Source organism: Streptomyces sp. NPDC048106, assembly GCF_040706415.1.
GTDB lineage: Bacteria > Actinomycetota > Actinomycetes > Streptomycetales > Streptomycetaceae > Streptomyces.
The window spans coordinates 124,119-147,317 of the sequence record NZ_JBEZND010000008.1; the positions used below are offsets into that span (position 1 = coordinate 124,119).

The 23,199-nt window shown below is 72.0% G+C and carries 20 protein-coding genes; 6 read left to right on the forward strand and 14 right to left on the reverse strand.

The features are described 5' to 3' along the window. Positions 1-73: 73 nt before the first annotated feature. Together AB0927_RS10780 and AB0927_RS10785 are read right to left on the reverse strand one after the other, a co-directional pair. Entirely contained in the window at positions 74-2,062 is a 1,989-nt protein-coding gene (locus AB0927_RS10780) for a PQQ-binding-like beta-propeller repeat protein (protein WP_366667205.1), read from the reverse strand. Positions 2,063-2,333: 271 nt separating this feature from the next. After that, positions 2,334-4,142: an ABC-F family ATP-binding cassette domain-containing protein gene (locus AB0927_RS10785; RefSeq protein WP_366667206.1), complete on the reverse strand. Its 1,809-nt coding sequence runs from the start codon at positions 4,140-4,142 to the stop codon at positions 2,334-2,336. A gap of 157 nt (positions 4,143-4,299) precedes the next feature. Here AB0927_RS10785 and AB0927_RS10790 point away from each other — a divergent pair, with 157 nt between their 5' ends. Further along, positions 4,300-4,893, forward strand: coding sequence for a Uma2 family endonuclease (locus AB0927_RS10790; protein ID WP_366667342.1), 594 nt, complete (start codon positions 4,300-4,302; stop codon positions 4,891-4,893). Positions 4,894-4,897: 4 nt separating this feature from the next. Here the strand turns inward: AB0927_RS10790 and AB0927_RS10795 are convergent, their stop codons facing one another. The 6 genes from AB0927_RS10795 to rsmI form a co-directional block, all read right to left on the reverse strand. After that, positions 4,898-5,791, reverse strand: coding sequence for a 4-(cytidine 5'-diphospho)-2-C-methyl-D-erythritol kinase (locus AB0927_RS10795; RefSeq protein ID WP_366667207.1), 894 nt, complete (start codon positions 5,789-5,791; stop codon positions 4,898-4,900). A 31-nt stretch (positions 5,792-5,822) separates the two neighbouring features. Then, positions 5,823-6,692: a 16S rRNA (adenine(1518)-N(6)/adenine(1519)-N(6))-dimethyltransferase RsmA gene (gene rsmA, locus AB0927_RS10800; protein ID WP_366667208.1), complete on the reverse strand. Its 870-nt coding sequence runs from the start codon at positions 6,690-6,692 to the stop codon at positions 5,823-5,825. Between the two features lie 191 nt (positions 6,693-6,883). Then, a complete protein-coding gene (locus tag AB0927_RS10805) occupies positions 6,884-8,083 on the reverse strand; it encodes a ubiquitin-like domain-containing protein (RefSeq protein WP_366667209.1) in 1,200 nt (399 codons plus the stop codon). Positions 8,084-8,188: 105 nt separating this feature from the next. Beyond that, entirely contained in the window at positions 8,189-9,094 is a 906-nt protein-coding gene (locus AB0927_RS10810) for a TatD family hydrolase (protein ID WP_366667210.1), read from the reverse strand. Between the two features lie 140 nt (positions 9,095-9,234). After that, positions 9,235-9,666: a hypothetical protein gene (locus AB0927_RS10815; RefSeq protein WP_366667211.1), complete on the reverse strand. Its 432-nt coding sequence runs from the start codon at positions 9,664-9,666 to the stop codon at positions 9,235-9,237. Positions 9,667-9,996: 330 nt separating this feature from the next. Continuing rightward, on the reverse strand, positions 9,997-10,845 hold the full coding sequence (gene rsmI, locus AB0927_RS10820) for a 16S rRNA (cytidine(1402)-2'-O)-methyltransferase (protein ID WP_366667212.1): 849 nt from the start codon (positions 10,843-10,845) through the stop codon (positions 9,997-9,999). Positions 10,846-10,950: 105 nt separating this feature from the next. Between rsmI and AB0927_RS10825 the strand changes: the two genes are divergently transcribed. After that, positions 10,951-12,699 carry a phospholipid carrier-dependent glycosyltransferase gene (locus tag AB0927_RS10825; protein WP_366667213.1) on the forward strand — a complete coding sequence of 583 codons (1,749 nt, stop codon included), beginning with the start codon at positions 10,951-10,953 and terminating at the stop codon, positions 12,697-12,699. 243 nt (positions 12,700-12,942) lie between these two features. On the opposite strand, the gene AB0927_RS10830 is transcribed toward AB0927_RS10825, so the two are convergent. From AB0927_RS10830 to AB0927_RS10850, 5 genes are read right to left on the reverse strand one after another with little or no spacing between them, the layout of a single operon-like run. Next, on the reverse strand, positions 12,943-13,380 hold the full coding sequence (locus AB0927_RS10830) for an NUDIX domain-containing protein (protein ID WP_366667214.1): 438 nt from the start codon (positions 13,378-13,380) through the stop codon (positions 12,943-12,945). A gap of 30 nt (positions 13,381-13,410) precedes the next feature. Further along, the gene (locus AB0927_RS10835) at positions 13,411-14,208 is read right to left on the reverse strand and encodes an SDR family NAD(P)-dependent oxidoreductase (protein ID WP_366667215.1); all 798 of its coding nucleotides are present in this window, start codon (positions 14,206-14,208) and stop codon (positions 13,411-13,413) included. Then, entirely contained in the window at positions 14,189-15,247 is a 1,059-nt protein-coding gene (locus tag AB0927_RS10840; RefSeq protein ID WP_366667216.1) for a hypothetical protein, read from the reverse strand. The genes AB0927_RS10835 and AB0927_RS10840 overlap by 20 nt, the downstream gene beginning before the upstream one ends. Positions 15,248-15,296: 49 nt before the next feature. Next, positions 15,297-17,204, reverse strand: a complete 1,908-nt coding sequence (locus AB0927_RS10845; protein WP_366667217.1) for a nucleotidyltransferase domain-containing protein — start codon at positions 17,202-17,204, stop codon at positions 15,297-15,299. 10 nt (positions 17,205-17,214) lie between these two features. Beyond that, entirely contained in the window at positions 17,215-17,376 is a 162-nt protein-coding gene (locus AB0927_RS10850; RefSeq protein WP_366667218.1) for a hypothetical protein, read from the reverse strand. Positions 17,377-17,646: 270 nt separating this feature from the next. Between AB0927_RS10850 and AB0927_RS10855 the strand changes: the two genes are divergently transcribed. Then, positions 17,647-18,966: a tetratricopeptide repeat protein gene (locus tag AB0927_RS10855; protein WP_366667219.1), complete on the forward strand. Its 1,320-nt coding sequence runs from the start codon at positions 17,647-17,649 to the stop codon at positions 18,964-18,966. A 256-nt stretch (positions 18,967-19,222) separates the two neighbouring features. Then, the gene (locus tag AB0927_RS10860; protein WP_366667220.1) at positions 19,223-20,887 is read left to right on the forward strand and encodes a penicillin-binding transpeptidase domain-containing protein; all 1,665 of its coding nucleotides are present in this window, start codon (positions 19,223-19,225) and stop codon (positions 20,885-20,887) included. A gap of 9 nt (positions 20,888-20,896) precedes the next feature. Here the strand turns inward: AB0927_RS10860 and AB0927_RS10865 are convergent, their stop codons facing one another. Continuing rightward, the gene (locus AB0927_RS10865; RefSeq protein ID WP_366667221.1) at positions 20,897-21,235 is read right to left on the reverse strand and encodes an SsgA family sporulation/cell division regulator; all 339 of its coding nucleotides are present in this window, start codon (positions 21,233-21,235) and stop codon (positions 20,897-20,899) included. 148 nt (positions 21,236-21,383) lie between these two features. Between AB0927_RS10865 and AB0927_RS10870 the strand changes: the two genes are divergently transcribed. Continuing rightward, on the forward strand, positions 21,384-22,430 hold the full coding sequence (locus AB0927_RS10870; protein ID WP_366667222.1) for an energy-coupling factor ABC transporter permease: 1,047 nt from the start codon (positions 21,384-21,386) through the stop codon (positions 22,428-22,430). A gap of 1 nt (position 22,431) precedes the next feature. Continuing rightward, entirely contained in the window at positions 22,432-23,193 is a 762-nt protein-coding gene (gene cbiQ / locus AB0927_RS10875) for a cobalt ECF transporter T component CbiQ (protein WP_366667223.1), read from the forward strand. The last annotated feature ends 6 nt before the right edge of the window (positions 23,194-23,199 follow it).

The window sequence follows — 23,199 nt, forward strand, 5'->3', positions numbered from 1 at the left end:
TCGGGTACCTCGGTGACACTCGGAAGGCCGGACGGCGGACGGGACGGGCGGAGGGCCGGGAAGCGGGCCGGACTCAGTTGCCGAAGGCCATGATCAGCTTCTCCTTGGCCTCGTCGCTGCCGTTCAGCCGGCCGGACGAGATGATGAAGCGCCCGTCGGCCCAGTCCACGACGCCGTCGAAGAAGGTGTCCTCGATCTCCGCGGTGCCCTGCGGGTTCTGGAGCAGCTTCGTGGTCGTGTGGGAGGAGCCGGTGGTCGGGACCGAGACCACCTGGCCGCCCGCGTCGTACGACGGCTGCACGTACGCGATGAGCTTGCCGCCCTCGACCTTCACCGGGGACATCGGCTCGTCCGCCGGGGACTTGACCCGCCACTTCGCGGTGCCGTCGACGAGGCTGATCGCGACGATCTCGTTGGCGCTGGAGGTCGCGTCCGTGGGCAGGTAGAGCGTGTCGGCGTCGGCCGCGACGCCCTGGCAGCCCTGGAGGTCGCGCTCCAGGATCGCCCAGCCGCAGCTGGGCGAGAACTTCTCGTCGACCTTGACCTGGGAGCGGAACTTGCCGTCCGAGGTGAAGGTGGAGATGTTCCACACCTTCTTGTCCTCGTTGGTCAGGTAGACCACGAGCGGGTTCATCGAGTACACCCGGCTGACCTGCCAGCCCTTCTTGAGGGGCTGGGTCCACTTCACCTTGCCGGTGGCCGGGTCGAGCGCCTGCAACTCGTCGTGCTCGGTGCTGGTCCCGGCCCCGCAGGACGCCACCTGGACGAGCCGGCCGTCGCCGCCCGCGTACCCGGCCGGGAAGCAGGCGTTGCCGTAACGCTTCTTGTCGTACAGCTTCTTGCCGCTGTCGATGTCGTAGGCGGTGCCCGACTCGGAGCGGCCCACCATCAACGTGCCGCCGGCCACACTGAGTTCGACGTTGAGCGCGCTGTCGAACAGCCCGCCGTCGGCGACCTGGGCGGTCCAGCCCTTCTTGCCGGTGGCGAGGTCGAGCTGTTCGAGCTGGTTGCACTTGGCGTTGTCACTGGTGCCGTTCATGTACGCCACGACGACCTTGCCGTCGTCCGACTTCTGCGGGGTGACCGCGCAGATCTTCTGCGGGAAGTCGACGGGGCCCCAGGGGGAGCTGCCGTTGCCGGTGTCGTAGGCGAAGACCTGCTTGTACGCCGCCTTCACCACCGTGTTCCCGGCGATCCACATGCTGGGGGCGTCGGCGCCCGAGCCGGGGGCGTCCGGTGCCGACTTGTACCAGAGCACCTTCGCCTCGCCGGGCGCGCGGCCCTTGTTGAGGTCCTCGGGGTCGTCACCGCCGGTGGACGCGGAGGGCGAGGGGGTGCCGGACCGGGTCGGCGCGCCGCTGCCGCTCTGCTCGGCCACGGGCTTCTTCTTGCCGTCGTCGCCGCCGCTGGTGACGGCGTAGACGGTGCCGGCTATGACGAGCAGCGCGGCCGCCGCGGCGCCCACGATCAGCGCCGTCTTCTTCTTGCCGCCGCCCTGGGGCGGGAAGGGGCCGCCGGGCACGGTGCCGGGGGCACCGGGCGCGCCGGGGTACGGCGGCTGCGGCGGGAAGCCGTAACCGGGCTGGGGCTGCTGCCCGTAGGGGCCCGGCTGCTGCGGATAGCCGTAGGGGCCGGGGGTCCCGGGTGCCGTAGGGGCTCCGTAGGGGCCGGGGGCGCCGGGAGTTCCGGGTGCCGTGGGGGCGCCGTAGGGGCCGGGGGCTCCAGGCGTTCCTGGTGCCGTGGGGGCGCCGTAGGGGCCGGGCTGCTGCGGATAGCCGTAGCCGGGCGCCGGCTGCTGCGGGGGCTGGGGCGGCTGACCCGGCTGCGGCGGCGGGCCGGGCTGGGCCTGGGGCGCGGGCGGGGTCGCGGACGGCTTGGAGAGGACCGTCGGCGGCGGGACGGCCGGGGCCGCGGGGGCGGTGGGCGTCGCCTGCTGGGGCGGGGCGCCGAAGCCACCGTCTTGCGGAGGCTGGTTCCGCGGGTCCCTCGGGTCCCTGGGATCTCTCGGGTCCTGCGGTGCTCCGAAGCCGCCGTCGGGCGACTGGTCGGGCGGCTGAGTCATCAGCGCTCTTCCCCCTCGTTCACTGATTTTTAGCCACGCCCTGAGGTTCTTGACGGACCCAAGGTCGTTGTGGAGACGTTTCTCAGACGGTCTTTCTATCACTCGGCATGGACAGCACAGCGGGCCGGATCCTCCCTGTTCCCAAGGGAGAACCGGCCCGTGATGCCGTCGTTACGCGCCTTCACGCCCCCTTCACGCGGCGCACGCGCGGCCCGTCGGGCGCCGGGGGCGAACCGTCCGCCGCGCTGGCTGATTCGCGGCGGACGGGGTGTTACGCGTCCTCCGCCAGCTCCAGCCAGCGCAGCTCCAACTCCTCGCGTTCGCCGGAGAGTTCCCGCAGTCGGGCGTCCAGCTCGGCCACCTTCGCGAAGTCCGTCGCGTTCTCGGCGATCTGGGCGTGCAGCTTGGTCTCCTTCTCGGAGACCTTGTCCAACTGCCGCTCGATCTTCTGGAGTTCCTTCTTGGCGGCGCGCTGGTCGGCGGCGCTCTTCTCCTGCGTGGCCGGCTTGGGCGCGGCGGCGGCGCTCCGCTCGGCGACCGCCTCCTCCATCCGCCGACGGCGCTCCAGGTACTCGTCGATGCCGCGCGGCAGCATCCGCAGGGCGCCGTCGCCGAGCAGGGCGAACACCCGGTCGGTGGTGCGCTCCACGAAGAACCGGTCGTGGGAGATGACGATCATCGAGCCGGGCCAGCCGTCGAGGACGTCTTCGAGCTGGGTGAGGGTCTCGATGTCGAGGTCGTTGGTGGGCTCGTCCAGGAAGAGCACGTTGGGCTCGTCCATCAGCAGCCGCAGCAGCTGGAGGCGGCGGCGCTCACCGCCGGAGAGGTCCCCGACCGGCGTCCACTGCTTCTCCTTGCCGAACCCGAAGGTCTCGCACAGCTGACCCGCGGTCATCTCGCGGCCCTTGCCGAGGTCGACGCGCTCGCGCACGCGCTGCACGGCCTCCAGGACCCGCCAGGTGGGGTCGAGTTCGGCGACCTCCTGGGAGAGGTAGGCGAGCTTGACCGTCCGGCCGACGGCGATCCGGCCGGCGGCCGGCTGCTCCTCGCCCTCGGTGCGGGCGGCCTCGGCCATGGCGCGCAGCAGCGAGGTCTTGCCGGCCCCGTTCACGCCGACGAGGCCGATCCGGTCGCCGGGGCCGAGCTGCCAGGTGAGGTGCTTGAGCAGCACCTTCGGGCCGGCCTGGACGGTGACGTCCTCCAGGTCGAAGACCGTCTTGCCGAGCCGGGAGGAGGCGAACTTCATCAGCTCGCTGCTGTCGCGGGGCGGCGGCACGTCGGCGATCAGCTCGTTGGCGGCCTCCACCCGGAAGCGGGGCTTGGAGGTACGGGCGGGCGCGCCGCGGCGCAGCCAGGCCAGCTCCTTGCGGATCAGGTTCTGCCGCTTGACCTCTTCGGTGGCGGCGATGCGCTCGCGCTCGGCGCGCGCGAAGACGTAGTCGGAGTAGCCGCCCTCGTACTCGTACACGTCGCCGCGCTGCACGTCCCACATGCGGGTGCAGACCTGGTCCAGGAACCAGCGGTCGTGGGTCACGCAGACCAGCGCCGAGCGGCGGGTCTGCAGGTGCCGGGCGAGCCAGGAGATGCCCTCGACGTCGAGGTGGTTGGTGGGCTCGTCCAGGACCAGCAGGTCCTGTTCCTCGATGAGCAGCTTGGCCAGCGCGATGCGGCGCCGCTCGCCACCGGAGAGCGGGCCGATGACGGTGTCCAGGCCCTTGGGGAAGCCCGGCAGGTCCAGGCCGCCGAACAGGCCGGTCAGCACGTCCCTGACCTTGGCGTTGCCGGCCCACTCGTGGTCGGCCATGTCGCCGATCACCTCATGGCGGACGGTGGCGGCCGGGTCGAGCGAGTCGTGCTGGGTGAGCACGCCGAGGCGCAGCCCGCCGGAGTGGGTGACGCGGCCGGTGTCGGCCTCCTCCAGCTTGGCGAGCATCCGGATCAGGGTGGTCTTCCCGTCACCGTTGCGGCCGACGACCCCGATCCGGTCCCCTTCCTGCACACCGAGCGAGACACCGTCCAGCAGGGCACGGGTGCCGTACACCTTGCTGACGTTCTCGACATTGACCAGATTGACGGCCATTTCACTCCTGCGCGCGGGGGTCGGTCAGCCTTCTAGCGTAGGCCCTCGGAGGAGGGGGACGGCGCGCGAGGAGTTGGTCACTCTTTGTGATGACATGATCGAGAAAGGGCCGCTACCGTGGAGGGCAGGCAGCAGGATCCCGTCCATGGGAGGAACCATGACCGCCGAGTCCGGAGAGCACCGGGTCCACTGGCCGGTGCCGCCGCACGACGGCTACACCGTGGACGACCTGTTCACACTGCCTGATCTCCCGCCGCACACCGAGTTGCTCGACGGGAGCCTGGTCTTCGTGAGTCCGCAGCGCTATTTCCACTCCACCGCGATCGACCTGCTGGTCAGCGGGCTACGCCGCACTCTGCCCCCGGACCTGAGGGTCGCCAGGGAGATGACCGTCGTCATCGACAGGCACAACGGTCCCGAGCCGGATATCTCCGTCGTCCGCGCCGAAGCCCTCATCGATCGGTGTCAGACCCACTTCAAGGCGGCCGATGTCCTGGTCGCCGTCGAAGTCATCTCACCTGACTCCAAGGCCCGCGACCGGGACTACAAGCCGCACAAGTACGCGGCCGCCGGTATCCCTCACTTCTGGCTGGTCGACATGGCGGGCCAGGACGACCACCCTGTCGTCCAGGTCTACGAACTCGGCGAGGCCACCGGCACGTACGCGCTGACCGGCATCTACCACGACCACGTCAAAATCAGCGTTCCCTACGACATCGACATCGACCTGACCGAAATCGACGCCCTCTGAAGCCCTAAAGGACCGTCGCCCCCGCCACCGGCCCCGCCGCCGTCCGTACCGTGCGGCAGGTGCCCGACGACCGCAGGGCCCCCGCGACCGTCTCCGCCGACTCGGCGTCCCGCGTGAGGAAGGCCGTCGTCGGTCCCGAGCCCGAGACCAGGCAGGCGAGTGCGCCCGCGTCCTGGCCGGCGGCGAGCGTGGCGGACAGTTCGGGGAAGAGGGACAGCGCGGCCGGCTGGAGGTCGTTGGTGACGGCCGCCGCCAGCGCGTCGGCGTCGCCCTTCGCCAGCGCGTCCAGCAGGTCCTGCGAGGCCACCGGCTCCGGGATCGCGCGGCCCTCGGCCAGCCGGTCGAACTCGCGGAAGACCGCCGGCGTGGACAGCCCCCGCTCGGCCATCGCGAACACCCAGTGGAAGGTGCCGCCGACGTCGAGGCCGGTCAGCCGCTCACCGCGGCCGACGCCCAGCGCGGCACCACCGACCAGGCTGAACGGCACATCGCTGCCCAACTCAGCGCAGATCGCGAGGAGTTCGGCCCGCGATGCTCCCGTGCCCCACAGCGCGTCGCAGGCGAGCAGCGCGCCCGCGCCGTCCGCGCTGCCGCCCGCCATCCCGCCGGCGACGGGGATGTCCTTGTCGATGTGGAGGTGCACGTTCGGCTCGATGCCCCGGCGCGCGGCGAGCGCGAGGGCGGCGCGGGCGGCGAGGTTGGTGCGGTCCAGGGGGACCTGGGCGGCGTCCGGGCCCGCGCAGGTGACCCGCAGTCCGGGGGCGGGGGTGACCGTGACCTCGTCGTACAGGCCGACGGCGAGGAAGACGTTGGCGAGGTCGTGGAACCCGTCGGGGCGGGCGGCGCCCACCGCGAGCTGGACGTTGACCTTGGCGGGGACGCGGACCGTGACGCTCACTGCGCTCCTTGGGCTGTGCGGGGTGCCGGCGTCACGCGCCGGTCTGGGCGTGCTCGGCGATGCGGGCGAACTCCTCGACCGTCAGCGACTCGCCGCGGGCCTGCGGGGAGACCCCGGCGGCGACCAGCGCGGCCTCGGCGGCGGCGGCCGAACCGGCCCAGCCGGCGAGCGCGGCCCGCAGGGTCTTGCGGCGCTGCGCGAAGGCCGCGTCGACCACCGCGAAGACCTGCCGCTTCGTGGCCGTCGTCTTGATCGGCTCGGCGCGCCGGACGAGGGAGACGAGCCCGCTGTCGACGTTCGGCGCGGGCCAGAAGACGTTGCGCCCGATGGCGCCGGCGCGCTTGACCTCGGCGTACCAGTTGGCCTTCACGGACGGGACCCCGTACACCTTGGAGCCGGGGGCGGCGGCGAGGCGGTCGGCGACCTCGGCCTGCACCATCACCAGGGTGCGCTCGATGCTCGGGAAGGTGTCGAGCATGTGCAGCAGCACGGGGACGGCGACGTTGTACGGCAGGTTCGCGACGAGGGCGGTCGGGGCGGGGCCCGGCAGCTCGGTGACGTGCATCGCGTCGGAGTGGACCAGCGCGAAACGGTCGGCGCGGGCGGGCATGCGGGCGGCGACGGTCGCGGGGAGGGCGGCGGCGAGTACGTCGTCGATCTCCACGGCGGTGACGCGGTCGGCGGCCTCCAGCAGCGCGAGGGTGAGCGAGCCGAGCCCCGGGCCGACCTCCACGACGGTGTCGTCGGGGCGCACCCCGGCGGTACGGACGATCCGGCGGACCGTGTTCGCGTCGATCACGAAGTTCTGGCCGCGCTGTTTGGTGGGGCGGACACCGAGCGCCGCCGCGAGTTCGCGGATGTCGGCGGGGCCGAGGAGGGAATCGGGGGTGGGGCTGCTCACGGGACAAGGGTACGGGGCGGGGGGCGGCCCCCTTGCCAGGTCCCCGGAGCCGGGCGCCGCGCAGGGGTGCGGGACCGGGCGCCACGCAGGGGTGCGGGACCGGGCGCCACGCAGGGGTGCGGGCGGTGCGGGCGGTGCGGGCGGTGCGGGCGGTGCGGGCGGTGCGGGCGGTGCGGCGGTACGGCCCCGGCCTACCCGTGCAGCCGCGCCCCGCAGTGCGGCCAGGGGCTCTCCCCGCGTCGCCGGTACAGCTTCTTCGCCCGCGCGGTCTGCTCGGCGGCCGACGCGTCCTGCGGCCGCCCCATGCCCCCGAGCGCGTGCCAGGTGCGCGTGTCGAACTGGTACAGCCCTCCGTACGTCCCCGAGGCGTCCACCGCGCGCGGATCACCGCCGGACTCGCACACGGCCAGCCCGTGCCAGTCGAGCGCGTCGACCCTCGCGGCCGAGCGCGGCAGCGCCTTCGTGCCGACCCGGACCACCTGCTCGCGCGGCGACCGCACCAGCCGCGTCCGCTCCCGGCGCGGCGCCTGACGCACCCCGTCGACCGTGCGCAGCAGGTACGTGATCCGCCGCAGCCCGGGGCGTCCGGGGCGCTCGACGACCTCGGTGCCCTTGAGCAGCGTGGAGTCGTACGTCCGCTCGACGCGGTACGGGATCTCCTCCTCGCGGGTCTGCCGGCCCCCGGTCACCCGCAGCACCGTGACGGTCTGCCCGTCGCGCGGGAAGCTGCCGGCCGGGACGGAGAGCCTGTCGTCGGCGTCCAGGGTGATCCCGGCCTCCTCGACCGCCTCGCCCGCCGTCGCCGCGTTGGTGCGCAGGGCGCGGGCCCGCCCGTCGGCCATGACCGTGACCGCCCGCTCGGTGCGGACGTCGAGCGCGAGCCCCGCGCGGCCGATGCTCCGGGAGCGCGAGGCCGACAGATACGCGCCCTCGGCGCGCACCCCCAGCTCCCGCAGCGCCCCGTCCACCGTGCGCGCCGTCGTCCAGACCTTGTGCCGCCGGCCGTCGAGGGTGAGCCGCACGGGACGGCCGTAACGCACCGCGATCGCGTCGCCGCCGGTGAGGGGCGTGTCGGGGGCGGGCGCCACCAGGTCGTGCTCCCCCACCCGCACGCCCTGCTCGGCGAGCAGCGCGTTCACGTCGTCGGCGAAGGTGTGCAGCGCCTGCGGCCGGCCGTCGAGTTCGAGCCGGATCGCCCGGTCCTGCGCGACGAACGAGGTGGTGCCGCCGGCCAGGAAGGCCACCACCAGCGCTTGCGGCAGCAACCGGCGCACCACGGAGTCCGGGCGCCCGGCCGCCCGCGCCCCGCGCCGGCGCGCGCGCCGTCCACCAGGTCGCTCCGGCGACGCCCCCGACGCCGCACCGGTCTCCAATCGCGGTTTGCTGCTCACGCCGACACGCTCCAGAGGGGCCGAAAGGTCCGGATCGGGGGCAGAACCTAGCGGAGCCCCGGTCACTCTCCAAGGCGACGCGACTACGGAACGCTATCCAGTTCCCTACGCCTGGTAGTCGAAGGCGCGGGCCGTGTTCGCGTTCAGGGCCGTCGCCAGCGCGTCTTCGTCGATGCCGCGTACGGCGGCCATCGCGCGCACGGTGACCGGAACGAGGTAGGGCGCGTTGGGCCGTCCGCGGTACGGCGCCGGGGTGAGGAAGGGCGCGTCGGTCTCCACGAGGACCAGTTCCAGCGGGGCGACGGCGAGGGCGTCGCGCAGGTCCTGGGCGTTCTTGAAGGTGACGTTTCCGGCGAAGGACATGAAATAGCCCTCGCGGGCGCAGATCCGGGCCATCTCGGCGTCGCCGGAGTAGCAGTGGAAGACGGTGCGCTCGGGGGCGCCCTCCTCCGCCAGCACGCGCAGCACGTCGGCGTGGGCCTCGCGGTCGTGGATGACGAGCGCCTTGCCGTGCCGCTTGGCGATCTCGATGTGCGCGCGGAAGGACCGCTCCTGGGCGTCCTTGCCCTCGGGGCCCGTGCGGAAGTAGTCGAGGCCGGTCTCGCCGACGCCCCTGACGTGGGGCAGGGCGGCGAGCCGGTCGATCTCGGCGAGCGCCTCGTCCAGCGCCCCCTGGCCGCCCGGCTCCCTGGCCGCCTGCCGGGACCAGCCGTCGGGGTCCCCGTGGACGATGCGCGGGGCCTCGTTGGGGTGCAGGGCGACGGCGGCGTGCACGCTCTCGTGGGCCTTCGCGATCTCGGCCGCCCACCGGGAGCCGCTGATGTCGCAGCCGACCTGGACGACCGTGGTCACCCCCACCGACGCGGCCTTCGCCAGGCCTTCCTCGACGGTGCCGGACTGCATGTCGAGGTGGGTGTGGGAGTCGGCGACGGGCACCCGCAGGGGTGCGGGCAGCGGCGGGGCCGCGTTCTTGTCGCCCCGGGAGCCGCTCTGGCCGGCGTTCGAAGGCATGCCCCGATCCTACGAAAGGGGCACGACCACCTCCCCACCGGAACCACGGGCCCCGGCCACCTCACCACCGAACCTCAGGCCCCGGCCGCCTCCCGCCGGAACGCCGGGGCTGAGTCGGCCTCCCGCCGGAACGCCGGCGCTCAGCCCGCCTTCCGCTGGAAGGGGTGCAGCAGATCCGACAGATGCCAGTGGTGCTGCGCCCCGGACCCGGCCACCCCGGCGGTCCCCTCGCCCGCGACCGGCACCTGAGGCACCTCCACCGGCCCGGCCAGCGGCGCGCTGTGCGGCCGGCGCGCGCCCGCGCCCCGCACCGACGACACCTGCCCGGCGCGCATGATCCGCAGCACGTGGCCGTCGCAGTTCTGGCAGGTGGGGCGGCGCAGCGGGGACGGCACGACGCGGCCGTCGGCCACGTACACCACGTACCGCTGCCCGTCGGCGTCCGTGTGGTGCTCTATCGCGTACGACTGCTCCCAGCCGTGCCCGCAGTTCATGCAGGCGAACGCGTACGACTCGTGGACGACGGCGGCGGCCGTACCGCGGAGGCCGGTCCGCCCTGCGATCTCACCCATGCCAGCTCCTCGTTTCCGCTGGACGAGTACCCCTGAGCGGGGTCCCTTCGACCAGTGGACGCCTTCGCGGGCGCGAACGCATCAAGGCTGTCGAGTGTTGGAGGCGATTTGGCTCTTCCTTGCCGAAAGGCCCCCGCTTGCCGCCTCTCGGCTTTGCCAACGGCGACAGCCTTTTGCCACCCGTTGGCCCATCTGCTCATCCGAGAAGATCGCTGCTCGCAGGGGGTGCGGGCGATCGACGCGTGGCTCCGCCGCGCGGGCGCGAGCGACCCGGAACCACCCGTATCCCGCGGCGCGCCGCTCCCCGGCGGCACACCCCGAACCGCGTCCTCAGCCTGCGGAGCGCTTCGCGGCCACAACGGCGTCGAACACCACTCTCTTGGGCAACCCGGCCTCCACCGCCACCGCCGCGATCGCCTCCTTGCGCCGCTCCCCGGCCTCCTCGCGCACCCGCACCCGGCGCACCAGTTCCTCCGCGTCCAGCTCCTCCGGCCCGGTCTCGGGCGCGCCCTCGACCACCACCGTGATCTCGCCGCGCACCCCCTCCGCGGCCCACCGCGCCAGCTCGGCCAGCGGGCCGCGGCGCACCTCCTCGTACGTCTTCGTCAGCTCCCGGCACACCGCGGCCCGCCGCTCGGCGCCGAAGACCTCGGCCATCGCGGCGAGGGTGTCGTCGAGGCGGTGCGGGGCCTCGAAGTAGACCAGCGTGCGCCGCTCGTCGGCGACCTCCCGCAGCCGGGACAGCCGTTCGCCCGCCTTGCGCGGCAGGAAGCCCTCGAAGCAGAACCGGTCGACGGGCAGCCCGGACAGGGCGAGCGCGGTGAGCACGGCGGACGGGCCGGGCACGGCGGTGACCCGGATGTCCTTCTCGACGGCCGCCGCGACCAGCCGGTAGCCGGGGTCGGAGACCGACGGCATGCCGGCGTCCGTGACGAGCAGCACCCGCGCCCCGCCGAGCAGCTCCTCGACCAGCTCCGGCGTGCGCGCGGACTCGTTGCCCTCGAAGTACGACACCACGCGGCCGCCCGGCGTGACGCCGAGCGCCTGGGTGAGGCGGCGCAGCCGGCGGGTGTCCTCGGCGGCGACCACGTCCGCGGCGGCCAGCTCCTGGGCCAGTCGGGGCGGCGCGTCCGCGGTGTCGCCGATGGGGGTTCCTGCGAGGACAAGGGTTCCAGTCACGCCCCCATCCTCGCAGGGGCCCTCGGGCCGGAGGAAAACGACCGCTTCGCGGTCCGCGCCGCGCTTGCACGGGACTCGCACAGCACCGTTCCCTACGATGGCGCGGTGACCAGTACCGCGTCCTCCATGGATCAGAGGCAGGGCCAGGCGCCGCACGACCGGCGGCCGCCGTGGCAGCAGCGGCTGCGCCGGTTCGGGTACGCGCCGGCGGCCGACGCGCCCGCGGGCGACGTCCGGGACCGGCTGGTGCCGCCGTACACGGAGCCGAGCCCGCGGCTGTGGCGGGCGATCGGCGCCCCGCCGGTCCTGGCCGAGCGGATCACCCGCTGGTCGGGCTGGGTGGGGCCGCTGCTGGTGACGCTGGTCGCGGGCGTGCTGCGGTTCTGGAACCTGGGCAGCCCGCGGGCGGTGATATTCGACGAGACGTACTACGCCAAGGACGCGTGGGCGCTGGTCCACCGCGGTTTCGAGGTCAACTGGGACAAGAACGCCAACGACCTGGTCCTCCAGACGCACGGCCATCTCGCCATCCCGGCCGACGCGGCGTACGTCGTGCACCCGCCGGTCGGCAAGTACGTGATCGGGCTCGGCGAGCTGATGTTCGGCTTCAACCCGTTCGGCTGGCGGTTCATGACCGCGCTGCTCGGCACGCTGAGCGTGCTGATGCTGTGCCGGATCGGGCGCCGGATGTTCCGCTCGACGTTCCTGGGCTGCCTCGCGGGCGGGCTGCTGGCGGTGGACGGGCTGCACTTCGTGATGAGCCGCACCTCGCTGCTCGACGGCGTGCTGATGTTCTTCGTGGTGGCCGCGTTCGGCTGTCTGCTCATCGACCGGGACCGGTCACGGGCGAGACTGGCCGCCGCGCTGCCCGCGGGACCGGACGGCCTGGTCCGCCCGAACGCGCGGGTGGCGGACTCCTTCCGGTTCGGGTGGCGCCCCTGGCGCTGGGCGGCCGGGCTGATGCTGGGCCTGGCCATCGGCACCAAGTGGAACGGCGCCTACGTCATGGCCGCGTTCTGCGTGATGGCGGTCCTGTGGGACGTCGGCGCCCGCAAGGTGGCCGGCGCCCGGCACCCGCGCCTGGCGGTCCTGAAGTACGACACGGGGATCACCTTCCTCGCGACGGTCCCGGTCTCCATCGCCGTCTACCTCCTGTCCTGGCTCGGCTGGATCCTCTCCCCGACGGACGGCACCGGCGGCTACTTCCGCAACTGGGCGATCACCGACGGCAGGGGCGGCTTCTGGTCCTTCCTGCCGGACTGGGTGCGCAGCCTGTGGCACTACGAGCACGAGGTGTACGAGTTCCACCTCCACCTGGACTCCCCGCACACCTACCAGTCCAACCCGTGGAGCTGGCTGGTGCTGGGCCGCCCGGTGTCGTACTTCTACGAGTCCCCCGACCCCGGCACCGGCGGCTGCCCGGCGGACGCGGGGCAGAAGTGCGCCCGCGAGGTGCTGGCGCTCGGCACGCCGCTGCTGTGGTGGGCGGCCTGCTTCGCGATCCTGTACATCCTGTGGCGGTGGGCCTTCCGCCGCGACTGGCGGGCCGGCGCCATCGCCTGCGCGATCGCGGCCGGCTACCTGCCCTGGTTCCTCTACCAGGACCGGACGATCTTCTTCTTCTACGCGGTCGTCTTCGTGCCCTTCCTGTGCCTGGCCGTGGCGATGATGATCGGCGCGATCATCGGCCCACCGGGCTCCAACGACACCCGCCGCGTGATCGGCGCCACCTCGGCGGGCATCCTGGTCCTGCTGATCACCTGGAACTTCATCTACTTCTGGCCCCTGTTCACCGGCACGGCGATCCCGATCGACCAGTGGCGGGCGAGGATGTGGCTGGATACGTGGGTCTAGCTGGACTGATGCCCCACCGCACCGCCGCGGACGGACACTCGACCGTGGTCGTCGTCGGTCATCGGTGGCCGTCCTTGGTCCCCCTCGGACGGCCCCGAGCAGCCGCGGGCCCGGTTCGCTGCCTGGTACTCCGTCAAGTGCTTCCGACAGCAAGACGGTGTCAAGCCAGCAGTGCATGGGAACGCTGCCAGGGCCGGCTCATCCCAGTGCCGGCCCCAGTGGTGCGTTGATGTGCTCGAAGGCTCAGAGCGATGCCTCGCCTCCGATGCTTCCGGCGCTGATGGCTCCCCGCAGGACGTGGGCGATCTCCTCGGGCTTGAGGTCAATGCCATCGAGCCCTTCCATGGTCAATGGGATCTCCTCCAACGCGTATTCGCCTCTCCCTTCGGCGCTGAACTCCGGCCCGGTACGATCAGCGAAGGACCAGGTCGCGATGCGGGCAAGGTAGAAGAGCTGGCACTCGTCGTCGGACTCCATCGTGTGGAGGAGGCGGATGATGTCGGCCTTCCCCGCGATCTCCTCTTGGATCTCCCGGTGGAGGGCGGCCTCCCGGGACTCGTCGCCGGGTTCAACGCCGCCGCCGGGCAGGACCCAGTACTCGGGGATGCCGGGCCTGGTGCGGCGAATGACCAGCATCGTGTCGTCGGCGGTGACGAGGACGGCGCGGACTCGTTCGATCATTTCTGTTTGTCTCCTTGCTTGTTGGCAGTCTCAGTGCAGCAGCCAGCCGCCGTCGACGTGGACGGACTGCCCCGTGATAAACGAGGCGGAGGGGCCCACGAGGAACGCCACCAGGGCCGCGACATCTTCGGGCCGGCCACGGCGAGGAACGCACTGGCGCTTGATCTGGTCCTCCGGCCGCGCACGGTGCTGGGTGGGGATGGTGTTCTCGGCCTCGACCTGGATGGCGCCGGGCATGACCGTGTTGACGCAGATCCCGTACGGGCCCAGTTCGCGGGCGAGGGAGCGGGTCAGGCCCAGCATCCCGGCCTTCGCGGTGCTGTACGCGACGAGGTTCGTCCGGCCGACGCGGGCATTGACACTGCCGATGTTCACGATCCGGCCCCAGCGGCGTTCGACCATGCCGGGAGTGAGCGCGTGGCAGGTGCGGTAGTGGGCGGTTAGGTTCACGTCGAGGGAGGATTTCCAGGCGGTCTCGTCGGTGTCCTGCCAGGGGACTCGGGGGTAGGCGCCAGCGTTGTTCACCAGGATGTCGACGGGTCCGATCTCGGCGCGGACGAGGTCTGCCATGGTCTGGACGGCACCCGGATCGGTCAAGTCGGCGTTCACCGCGATCCCGGGGCTGCCTGCGCGCTCGAAGGCGGCGAGGAGGGCGTGGGCGTGGGCGTCAGTATCGTGGTCGAGGTAGTTGACCGCGACGGTCGCTCCGGCGGCGGCGAGCGCCCGTCCGATCTCGGCACCGATCCCGGTGGCCCCGCCGGTGACGAGGGCGTTGCGGCCCTGGAGCGGCCGGGTCCGGAGAGGGGCCTCAAGCAGGGACAGGGACATTGCTGCTCCCTTCACCGGGATGGGGGGCCGACGCGGTCGTGAAGAAGGTGTCGATCGTCGTGAGCGGGTCCTGGCTCTCGGCAAGCTTGATCAGGACGAGCAGGAGATCGTGTCCGGTCAGCCGGGAGACCGGAATGACCCCGAGGATCCGTAGGGCGAGGAAGGCGTGGATCTCCTCCAGGCCGCTGCCGTTCTCCCCGCGAAGACCGTCCAGGGCTCGTGTGATGGCCGCACCGCGGCCGGGGCCGGTGTTCCAGGAGTACCGGACGTCGATGTGCCGATTGCTCTGGTGCAGTTCCAGGTGCTCGATGCGCGGGCGGGACAGTGGCGGCAGGGCGAGGCGGAGGGTGCGGGCGTACACGTCGGGCTGGTAGCGGGGGACGAGCCAGCCGCCCAGGGCCATCAGGTACCAGAGCAGGTTGGCGGCCTCGCCCGCGACGGTGTTACGGCCGGCGAACTCGAAGTCGAGCCAGCACAAGGGGTCGGCGATGTTCGGTTCCGTGGGGTCGCCTTGCGTCATGCCGGCGGGCCGACGGCGGTCGGGAGCCAGGGCGAGGCGGAGGCTGTCGATGGTGTCGGCGACGTTCACCGTCAGCTGCCTGCCGTTGGCGGTGAGGGTGAAGTCGGCCAGCTCCCGGAGGGTGAGGGTCGTATCGGTATGGGGCAGGGCGAGCGGCAGGTCACGGCGCAGGTACCAGCGGTCCAGCCGACCACCGGGACGGATGCGGTCGAGGTAGAGGGCCGGGATGCACTCGGCCAGCGGCACGCTCTTCCCGGTCTCCTCGGCCGCCGCCCGCAGGTCGGCGCAGACGCCGCCCACAAGGCGGTCCAAGCGGGGCTGCATGGCCGGATCACGGTCGGCGAGGGCGATCACGTCTCCCATGAGCAGCTCGCACCGATCGGTGGCGAAGACGTCCTCATAGGCGAGGAACTGTCTGTCCGGCAATGCGATCTGCCCGTGAAGGGCCGGAACCACGATGCGGGAGGCGAGCCGCGCCCATCCCTTCGCCTCGGCTCCGGCCTGCTCGCGGGTCGCCACCGGTTTGTGGAAGGCGCCCGCGCCGTCGGGGACCGCCGGGCGCTCGCGCTCACCGTGTCTCCCCGGGGAGGGTGTCCAGCCAAGCCTGGAGAACGAGGCGTGCGAGTACTTCGGCGGCGGGTCGCTCGGTGCGGGCGGTGGCGACCACGCTCGTGTCCTGCCGTTCGGCGTCGAGGAGGACGATGAGGGCGTCGCTGTCGGAGGGGCACTCGATCCCGCTGAAGCGGAGCTGGATCTTCGCGAGCAGCGCGGTGACCTTGTAGAGGCCGCGGAGGTCGGGTGTTCCCTTGAGGAGCTGGCGACGGATCTCGATGGCGGCCTGGATGCCGTCGCGCAGGCTCACGGCGACGTCGGTGACCGCGTCTGGAGCGGGCAGAGCCAACCCGGGGGTGGACCACAGAGGGGCCAGCGCCCCGCTGCCGATGAGCGCGAGGACGTGGAGGATTCGGGAGGTGACGGCGCCGACCCGGCACTCGGCTCGGGTCAATACGGTCATGCCCAGTTTGACCCCGCCGAGTTCGGCCTCCAGTTCCGCGAGGATCTGGCGCATCTCGTCGAGGGCGGAAGTGTCGGCCACGACCAGGACGTCGAGGTCGCTCCAGCCGTGCTGGTACTTGCCCCGGGCGCCGCTGCCGGTGACGGCCAGCAGGTCGATCAGCGGGCGCATGCCGGTGGTGCGGTCGAGGAACTCGGCCAGGTAGGACTCCAGGTGCACGGGGAGTCCGAGTGCGTTGACCGGCATGGTGCAGGGCTGGTGCTCCGGCCAGCGGCGGTCGAGCGCGACGCGGTCCAGCCGGCGCTCCAGCTCCAGGCGCGGCCCGTCGTTGCCGATGACCTCGTGGGCGATGGAGGCGATCTTGTCCGCGCCTCGTGCGCTCTTGACGAGGTCGCGGTTGGCGACATCCCGGGCTCCTGCGGTGCCCCGCCTGGTGCGCGTGGCCTCGGAGGCGTCCAGGTAGGCGATGCTGAGCTGAGGTCCGAGCATCCGAGCGAGTTCGGCGGTCGAGTCGAAGTCGTGCAGCGACTCGATGCTGACGGAGTCGAGGAAGTGATGGGCCTGGCAGAAGCGGTCCAGCGCGTCCACGATCAGCTCGGCCTGCACGATCGGTCCCAGCCGGTACGGATCGTGAATCCCCGCCCGGCCTGCCGCGTCCTCGATGAGGTATCCGATCTTGAGGCGGGCGTGGCCGTGCTGTGTGCGCAGGTACTCGCCGGCCGTGCTCTTGCCGCTCTCCGACATGCCGCCCAGCGCGGTGATGTGCACTCCTGCCAGAGCCCTGCCGGGCACCTCCGGGTGCAGGGGCGCCAGGAGCCGGCGCACCTCGTCCTGGATGGTGACGGTGGGCCGGTCACCGATGCGGATCGACATCGCGAAGCGACCGTCGCGGACAAGCCGGTTGATCTGCTCGTGGAGGTGGCGCTGGTACGCCGCGTAGATGTCGGTGACGGTCACCTCGTGGGACAGGCTCCGGCGGGTGCCTTCCTCGGAGTCGTCGCAGTGCAGAAGGACGAGGGCGTGCTCGCCCTCTTCGGCGGCCCGTAGATCGGTCTCGTACGGGTCCAGCAGGAGTCGGGCCCGGTCTGCGGCCTGCGCGGCGTCCAGGTCCTCCCGTACGGCGACCGTCGCAGCGACGGACGCCTCCAGCATCGGGATGCCCCGGTCCAGCAGGCGCACCGGCGCGGAGAAAGGGTGTCGGGAGCGTTCCAGGTAGGAGGTGGCGAGGACATCGGCGACCTCCTCGACCGGGCCGGTCTCGAACCACCAGCGGGCCATGCCGTCACCCTTGATGGCGCCCCAACGGGGGTCGTAGTGGTCGAGCGGGCCTGCCGAGGTCGCGGCCCGGCCCATGCGCCGGGCCAGGATTCCGATCTGTTTGGTCTTCCCGGTGTTGTCGGGGCCGCTGAACGCGACCGAGACGGGGAGGGGGTACGTGTCGACGTTGTACTGACCGGACATCGGCTTCCCTTCACTGGTGATGCGGAGCGTGGACGCCGGCAAGGTGCCCTGGTGCGGAGGAGTGCTCGGTGTGGGCCAGAAGGCCGACCATGGCGAGACCGGCAGCCGCGCCGAGGGCCCAGACCCGGCTCAGGGCCGTCTCCAGCGGGTCGGATAACGGGGAACGGCTCACCGGATCGCCTCCCGGGCGGCGGGGAGCTGTGCCGCACCGGGCCGTCGCGAGGGCGGGACCGTGCAGGTCCGTGCACTGTCAGTGGGCATCGCCGCCGTCGGTTCCTCTCACGCGTCCGGGCAGGCGCCAACAGGCCCTGAACGGGGCCTGTTCGAGCCATTCGGAGATCTGCAGGGTGATGTTCAGTCAACGGCGACCCGTGGTCCCGGGACAGGGCCCACGATGTAGTCCTGCGTAATCCCGCGTAATCCAGGTGGGGAGGGTGACGGGGTGCCGAGGAACCCTGCCGTCGCGGAACTGATCAAGCGAGCCTGCCAGGAACGTGGCTGGGGGCCTTCGGAGTTGGCACGCGCCCTCGGCCTCGCCGAATGCGGTGACCCGCGCCGCTTGCAGCGCCAGCACGCCCGGCGGTGGATCGAGGGCGAACGGACCCCCGGCCACTGGTGGCCCTACATCGCACGGGTGCTGGCGCTGGATCCCGAGGCCATCAACCTCCTCGAGCCCATGTCTGCGGCACTCCACACAGATACCGTTGCATCTGTCCTGCACCTGGGAAGGAGCGATGTGGAACGTCGGGAGTTCATCCTCGCCTCCAGCGGATACGCGCTGTCCGCACTCGGCCTGCCCGACATGGACAGCATCACCCGCCGGACCAAGACCGCGCTTCCCGGAGCCGTCCGCGTCGGCCAGGGCGAGGTGGCCGCCGTACGCCACATGGTCAAGGCCCTCGGCGACTCCGCTTCCGAACTCGGCGGCGGGCACGCCCGCCACCTGGCCGTCCGCTACCTCACCCAGGACGTCGCCCCCTGGCTGGAGGGCCGCTTCACCGAAGCAACCGGCCGTGACCTGTTCGCCGCCACCTCCCAGCTGGTCCACCTCGCCGGCTGGATGGCCCAGGACGAAGGCGGCACCCCCGAACTGCGCGGGCTCGCCCAGCGCTACTACGCACACTCCTTCCGCCTGGCCGCCGAGGCCGGCGATCCGGAGCTGTCAGCGACCGCTCTCCGCGGCCTCGCCGTACAGTGCGTCGACCTCGGCTACCGGGCCGAAGCCGTCCAACTGGGCGAAGCCTGCGTGGACTACGGCCGCCACCTCGACAACCCGCGCGCCGTCGCCTACTACGAGGCCACCCTCGCCAACGCCGCCGCCCAGGACGACGACCGCCGCATGGCCACCAAGCACCTCGCCATGTCCGAGACCGCCATCGGCAAGCCAGCCACCGCCGACGGCGACTCCTGGGCCGCCCACTACTCCCCCGGCCGCTGGGCCCACGAGTCCGGCATGATCCTCGCCCGCCTCGGCGACCTCGACGCCGCCGAGGAACGTCTCCACCTGTCCCTCGACATCCACGGCCTCGACCGCCGCCGGACCCGCGCCATCGTCCTGGCCGACCTGGGCGGCGTCCGCCTGCGCCAAGGCGACGTGGACGGGGCCATGGCCACCTGGCGTGACTTCCTCGACTGCGCGGACGGCATCCGCTCGGTGAAGGTTCAGGCCGCCTTGCAGGACATGCGCGTCCGCCTGCGCCGGTACAGCGGAGTCCCAGGAGCTGAGGAGCTCCGTGAGCGGGCGGCCCGCATCGCCGGCTGAGGGGCGGCCCCTATGAGGCGGACGCGGGCAGGAGCTGCCGCGCACGATGTGACAGCGTGCGATCCGTGGCGTTCGGCCGGACCTGAAAAATTCGCAGCACTGAGGCACACCCCGCCACGCCGGTCCGTTTGTCGCAACCGTGCTACGAAATGACCGGGGACGTCACCCGTCGCGCTCGGGACTTTAGGGTGAGTGCCGTCGTTGGGGAGGCGAGGGGCTGCGGGGGGCCCTGGGAGAGCGCGGAGGAACAGAGGCTGTGGGCAAGAGAAGACGGGTCGCCGAACGGCGCACGGCCCCGCCCGGCGTGATAGGCGGAGTGATCGCCCTGGTCGCCTGTGGTGCCGGACTCATCGTCTACACGCTGTACGACGGCGGTTCGGCGTCCGGTGACACGAGCGCCACCGCGCACCACGAGCAGGTCAAGACCGGCCCGCTCAGCGCCGCCGAGGTGCAGACCGCGGCCACCCGTTTCCTGACCTCCTGGGAGCGCGGCCAGGTCGCCGACGCGGCGGCCGTGACCGACGACGCGCCGGCCGCCGCCGCCCTGCTCACCGGCTACACCAAGGACGCCCACCTCACGGGCGTCACCCTCACCCCGGGCACCGCCACGGGCGCCAAGGTGCCCTTCTCCGTCAAGGCGACGGTGTCGTACAAGGGCGTCGACAAGCCGCTGGCGTACGGCAGTTCGCTCACCGTCGTACGGCGGGCGAGCGATGGCAAGCCCCTGGTCGACTGGCACTCCGCCGTCGTCCACCCTGATCTGCGGGACGGCGACACGCTCGTCACCGGCGCCTCCGGCACCCCGCCCGTCAAGGCCCTGGACCGCGAGGGAGGCGAGCTGACGGCCGCCAGGTACCCGTCGCTGGGCACCGTTCTGGACGGGCTGCGCGAGAAGTACGGCAAGAAGGCGGGCGGCACGGCCGGCGTGGAGCTGCGCGTGGCGCGCGGCAAGGCGTCGCAGAAGGCGAAGCTGTCCGACAAGACGCTGGTGACGCTGAGCCAGGGCACCCCGGGCACCGTGAAGACCACGCTGAACCCGGCCCTCCAGGCGGAGGCCGAGCGGCAGGTCGGCAAGAAGAAGCGCGCCTCCGTGGTCGTCCTGCGGCCCTCCACCGGCGAGATCCTCGCGGTCGCCAACAGCGAGCACGGCTTCAACGTCGGCTTCCAGGGCTCCCTCGCGCCCGGCTCCACGATGAAGATCGTGACCTCGACCATGCTGTTCGAGAAGAAGCTCGTCGCCCCGGACGCCTCGCACCCCTGCCCCAAGACGTACAAGCTCGCGGGCTGGACGTTCCACAACGACGACGACTCCGAGATCAAGAAGGGCACGTTCAAGACGTCCTTCGGGGCCTCCTGCAACAACGCCTTCATCAACTTCGCGCCCAAGCTGTCCGACAGCGACCTGACCAAGGAGGCCCAGCAGGTCTACGGCCTCGGCATGGACAACTGGGCCATCGGCGTGCCCTCCTTCGACGGCTCCGTGCCGGTGCAGAGCGGCGCGCAGATGGGCGCCTCGCTGATCGGGCAGGGCGGCGTGCGCATGAACCCGCTGAACATGGCCTCCGTCGCGGCCACCGTGCGCTCCGGCCGCTTCCACCAGCCCTACCTGGTCTCCCCCGACGTGGACCACCGCACCCTGGCGACGGCCGCGCGCACCATGTCCGCCAAGACCCAGTCCCAGCTCAAGGAGGTCATGAAGTTCACGGCGGACTACGGCACGGCCGCCAAGGCGATGGCCGGCCTCGGCCCGGACTACGGCGCGAAGACCGGCTCGGCCGAGGTCGACGGGCAGAAGAAGCCGAACGGCTGGTTCACCGCCTACCGGGGCGACCTGGTGGCCGCGGGCGTGGTGCAGGCCGGCGGGCACGGCGGCGACACGGCGGGCCCGATCGTGGCCGACCTGCTCCGGATGGGTGGCTGACCGGCCCCGTCAGTGGTGCACGGGCACGGCCGTGTAGGTCCGGCGCAGGAAGCGGATCAGCGCCTTGGAGTCGAACTGGAGCACGTCGACACCGTTGTCGGAGTGGAACTCCACGACCGCCTGGACCCGCCCGCACGGCCACACCCGGACGGAACCGCTCTCGGCCGGTGCCCGCAGCCCCCGCTCCAGCAGGGCGCGGGAGAAGGTCCACTCGTGGGTGCCCGGGAGGTCGATCCGCACCGAGCGCGGATCGCCGTCGGGGTCGTACCGCAGCCGGACCGGGACGGCCCCGGGGTCCACGTCGTCCGTGACGACATGGGCGCGCGCGTACTGCTCGATCACGGACATCGACCGCCCTTCACACTGAGTGACCTATGCGAAAGCTGTTCATCCGCTCACTCTCCAATGTCGCACATTTCCGGCGGCGCGCCCCCGGAGGCCGAAGGCCTGCGACTAGTACTTGCGAATCATTCGCAATAAGCGTTCTAATCGAGCCGTGCATGTACCTGACGGATTCATCGACGCCCCCACCTCGGCCGTCACCGGGGTGATCGCCGCCGGCGCCCTCGCGGTGAGCCTGCGCGGCGCCCGCCGGGAGCTCGGGGGCGCCGCCGAGCGGACGGCCCCGCTGGCCGGACTCGTGGCCGCGTTCATCTTCGCCGTGCAGATGCTGAACTTCCCCGTCGCGGCGGGCACCAGCGGCCATCTGCTCGGCGGGGCGCTCGCCGCGATACTCGTCGGCCCCTATACCGGCGTGCTCTGCGTGTCCGTGGTGCTGCTGATGCAGGGTGTGCTGTTCGCGGACGGCGGGCTGACCGCGCTCGGCGTGAACATCACGGACATGGCGCTGGTCACCACCGTGGTGTCGTACGCCGTCTTCCGCGCCCTGCTCGCCGTGCTGCCCCGGAAGCGCCGCTCGGTGACCGTCGCCTCCTTCGTCGCCGCGCTGGTCTCCGTGCCGGCCGCGGCCTGCGCCTTCACCCTCATGTACGCGGTCGGCGGCACCACGGACGTCTCGATCGGCAAGGTCGCCACCGCGATGATCGGCGTCCATGTGCTGATCGGCCTCGGCGAGGCGGTCATCACGGCGCTCACCGTCAGCGCCGTGATCGCCGTCCGCCCGGATCTGGTGCACGGCGCGCGCGGGCTGCGCCGGCGGCTCCAGTTGCGGGTGAACGGCGAGCTGGTGGACGCGCCCGCGGCGCCCGTCGCGGCACCGGCCTCGCGGCGCAAGGTGTGGGTGACCGGCCTCGTCGCCTCCCTCGTCCTCGCCGGCTTCGTCAGCTTCTACGCCTCCGCGAACCCCGACGGCCTGGAGAAGGTCGCGCACGACAAGGGGATCGACACCAAGGAGGAGCGGCACACGGCCGCCGGTTCCCCGCTCGCCGGCTACGGCGTCAAGGACGTCTCCGACGCGCGGCTGTCCGGCGGGCTCGCGGGCGTGATCGGGGTCGGGGCCACGGTGGTGGCGGGCAGCGCGGTGTTCTGGGCGGTGCGCAGGCGCCGCGGCACGGACGTCTCGCCGGCCAACTCGGGTATCTGACATGGGAGCTGGACACGCCCACCGGCTGTACCGGCGCGCGGAATCGCCCGTGCACGCGCTCCCGCCGCACACCAAGCTCGCGGCCGCCTTCCTCTTCGTGCTGGTCGTGGTCTCCACCTCGCGCGAGGCGATGTGGGCGTTCGCGGTGTACGCCGTGCTGCTCGCGGCGGTCACCCGGCTCGCCCGCGTGCCGGCCCCCTTCCTGCTGCGGCGGCTGCTGATCGAGGTGCCCTTCGTGGCGTTCGCGGTGCTCATGCCGTTCGTCGCGGAGGGCGAGCGGGTGCACGTCCTCGGCCTCTCGCTGAGCGTCAACGGGCTGTGGGGCGCCTGGAACGTGCTCGCCAAGGGCACCCTCGGCGTCGCCGCCTCGGTGCTCCTCGCCTCCACCACCGAACTGCGCCAGCTCCTGCTCGGCCTGGAGCGGCTGAAGCTGCCGCCGCTGCTGGTGCAGATCGCCACCTTCATGGTCCGCTACGGCGACGTCATCACCGACGAGATGCGCCGGATGCGGATCGCCCGCGCCTCCCGCGGCTTCGAGGCGCGCGGCGTACGGCACTGGGGGGTGCTCGCCAAGTCCGCCGGGGCGCTGTTCATCCGCTCCTACGAGCGCGGGGAGCGCGTGCACCTGGCCATGGTGAGCCGTGGGTACGCCGGTTCCATGCCGGTCATCGAGGAGGCGACCGCGTCCCCGGCGCAGTGGCGCCTCGCCCTCGCGCTGCCCTGTTCGGCCCTCGTCGTCTGCCTGTTGGGATGGACCCTGTGATTTCGG

Coding starts and splice junctions, on each gene's coding strand:
- AB0927_RS10835 (WP_366667215.1), bottom strand. CDS start 14,208: ATGTCCCTGTCCCTGCTTGAGGCCCCTCTCCGGACCCGGCCGCTCCAG.
- AB0927_RS10815 (WP_366667211.1), bottom strand. CDS start 9,666: ATGGGTGAGATCGCAGGGCGGACCGGCCTCCGCGGTACGGCCGCCGCC.
- AB0927_RS10790 (WP_366667342.1), top strand. CDS start 4,300: ATGACCGCCGAGTCCGGAGAGCACCGGGTCCACTGGCCGGTGCCGCCG.
- AB0927_RS10830 (WP_366667214.1), bottom strand. CDS start 13,380: ATGATCGAACGAGTCCGCGCCGTCCTCGTCACCGCCGACGACACGATG.
- AB0927_RS10845 (WP_366667217.1), bottom strand. CDS start 17,204: ATGTCCGGTCAGTACAACGTCGACACGTACCCCCTCCCCGTCTCGGTC.
- AB0927_RS10865 (WP_366667221.1), bottom strand. CDS start 21,235: ATGTCCGTGATCGAGCAGTACGCGCGCGCCCATGTCGTCACGGACGAC.
- AB0927_RS10780 (WP_366667205.1), bottom strand. CDS start 2,062: ATGACTCAGCCGCCCGACCAGTCGCCCGACGGCGGCTTCGGAGCACCG.
- cbiQ (WP_366667223.1), top strand. CDS start 22,432: ATGGGAGCTGGACACGCCCACCGGCTGTACCGGCGCGCGGAATCGCCC.
- AB0927_RS10810 (WP_366667210.1), bottom strand. CDS start 9,094: ATGCCTTCGAACGCCGGCCAGAGCGGCTCCCGGGGCGACAAGAACGCG.
- AB0927_RS10785 (WP_366667206.1), bottom strand. CDS start 4,142: ATGGCCGTCAATCTGGTCAATGTCGAGAACGTCAGCAAGGTGTACGGC.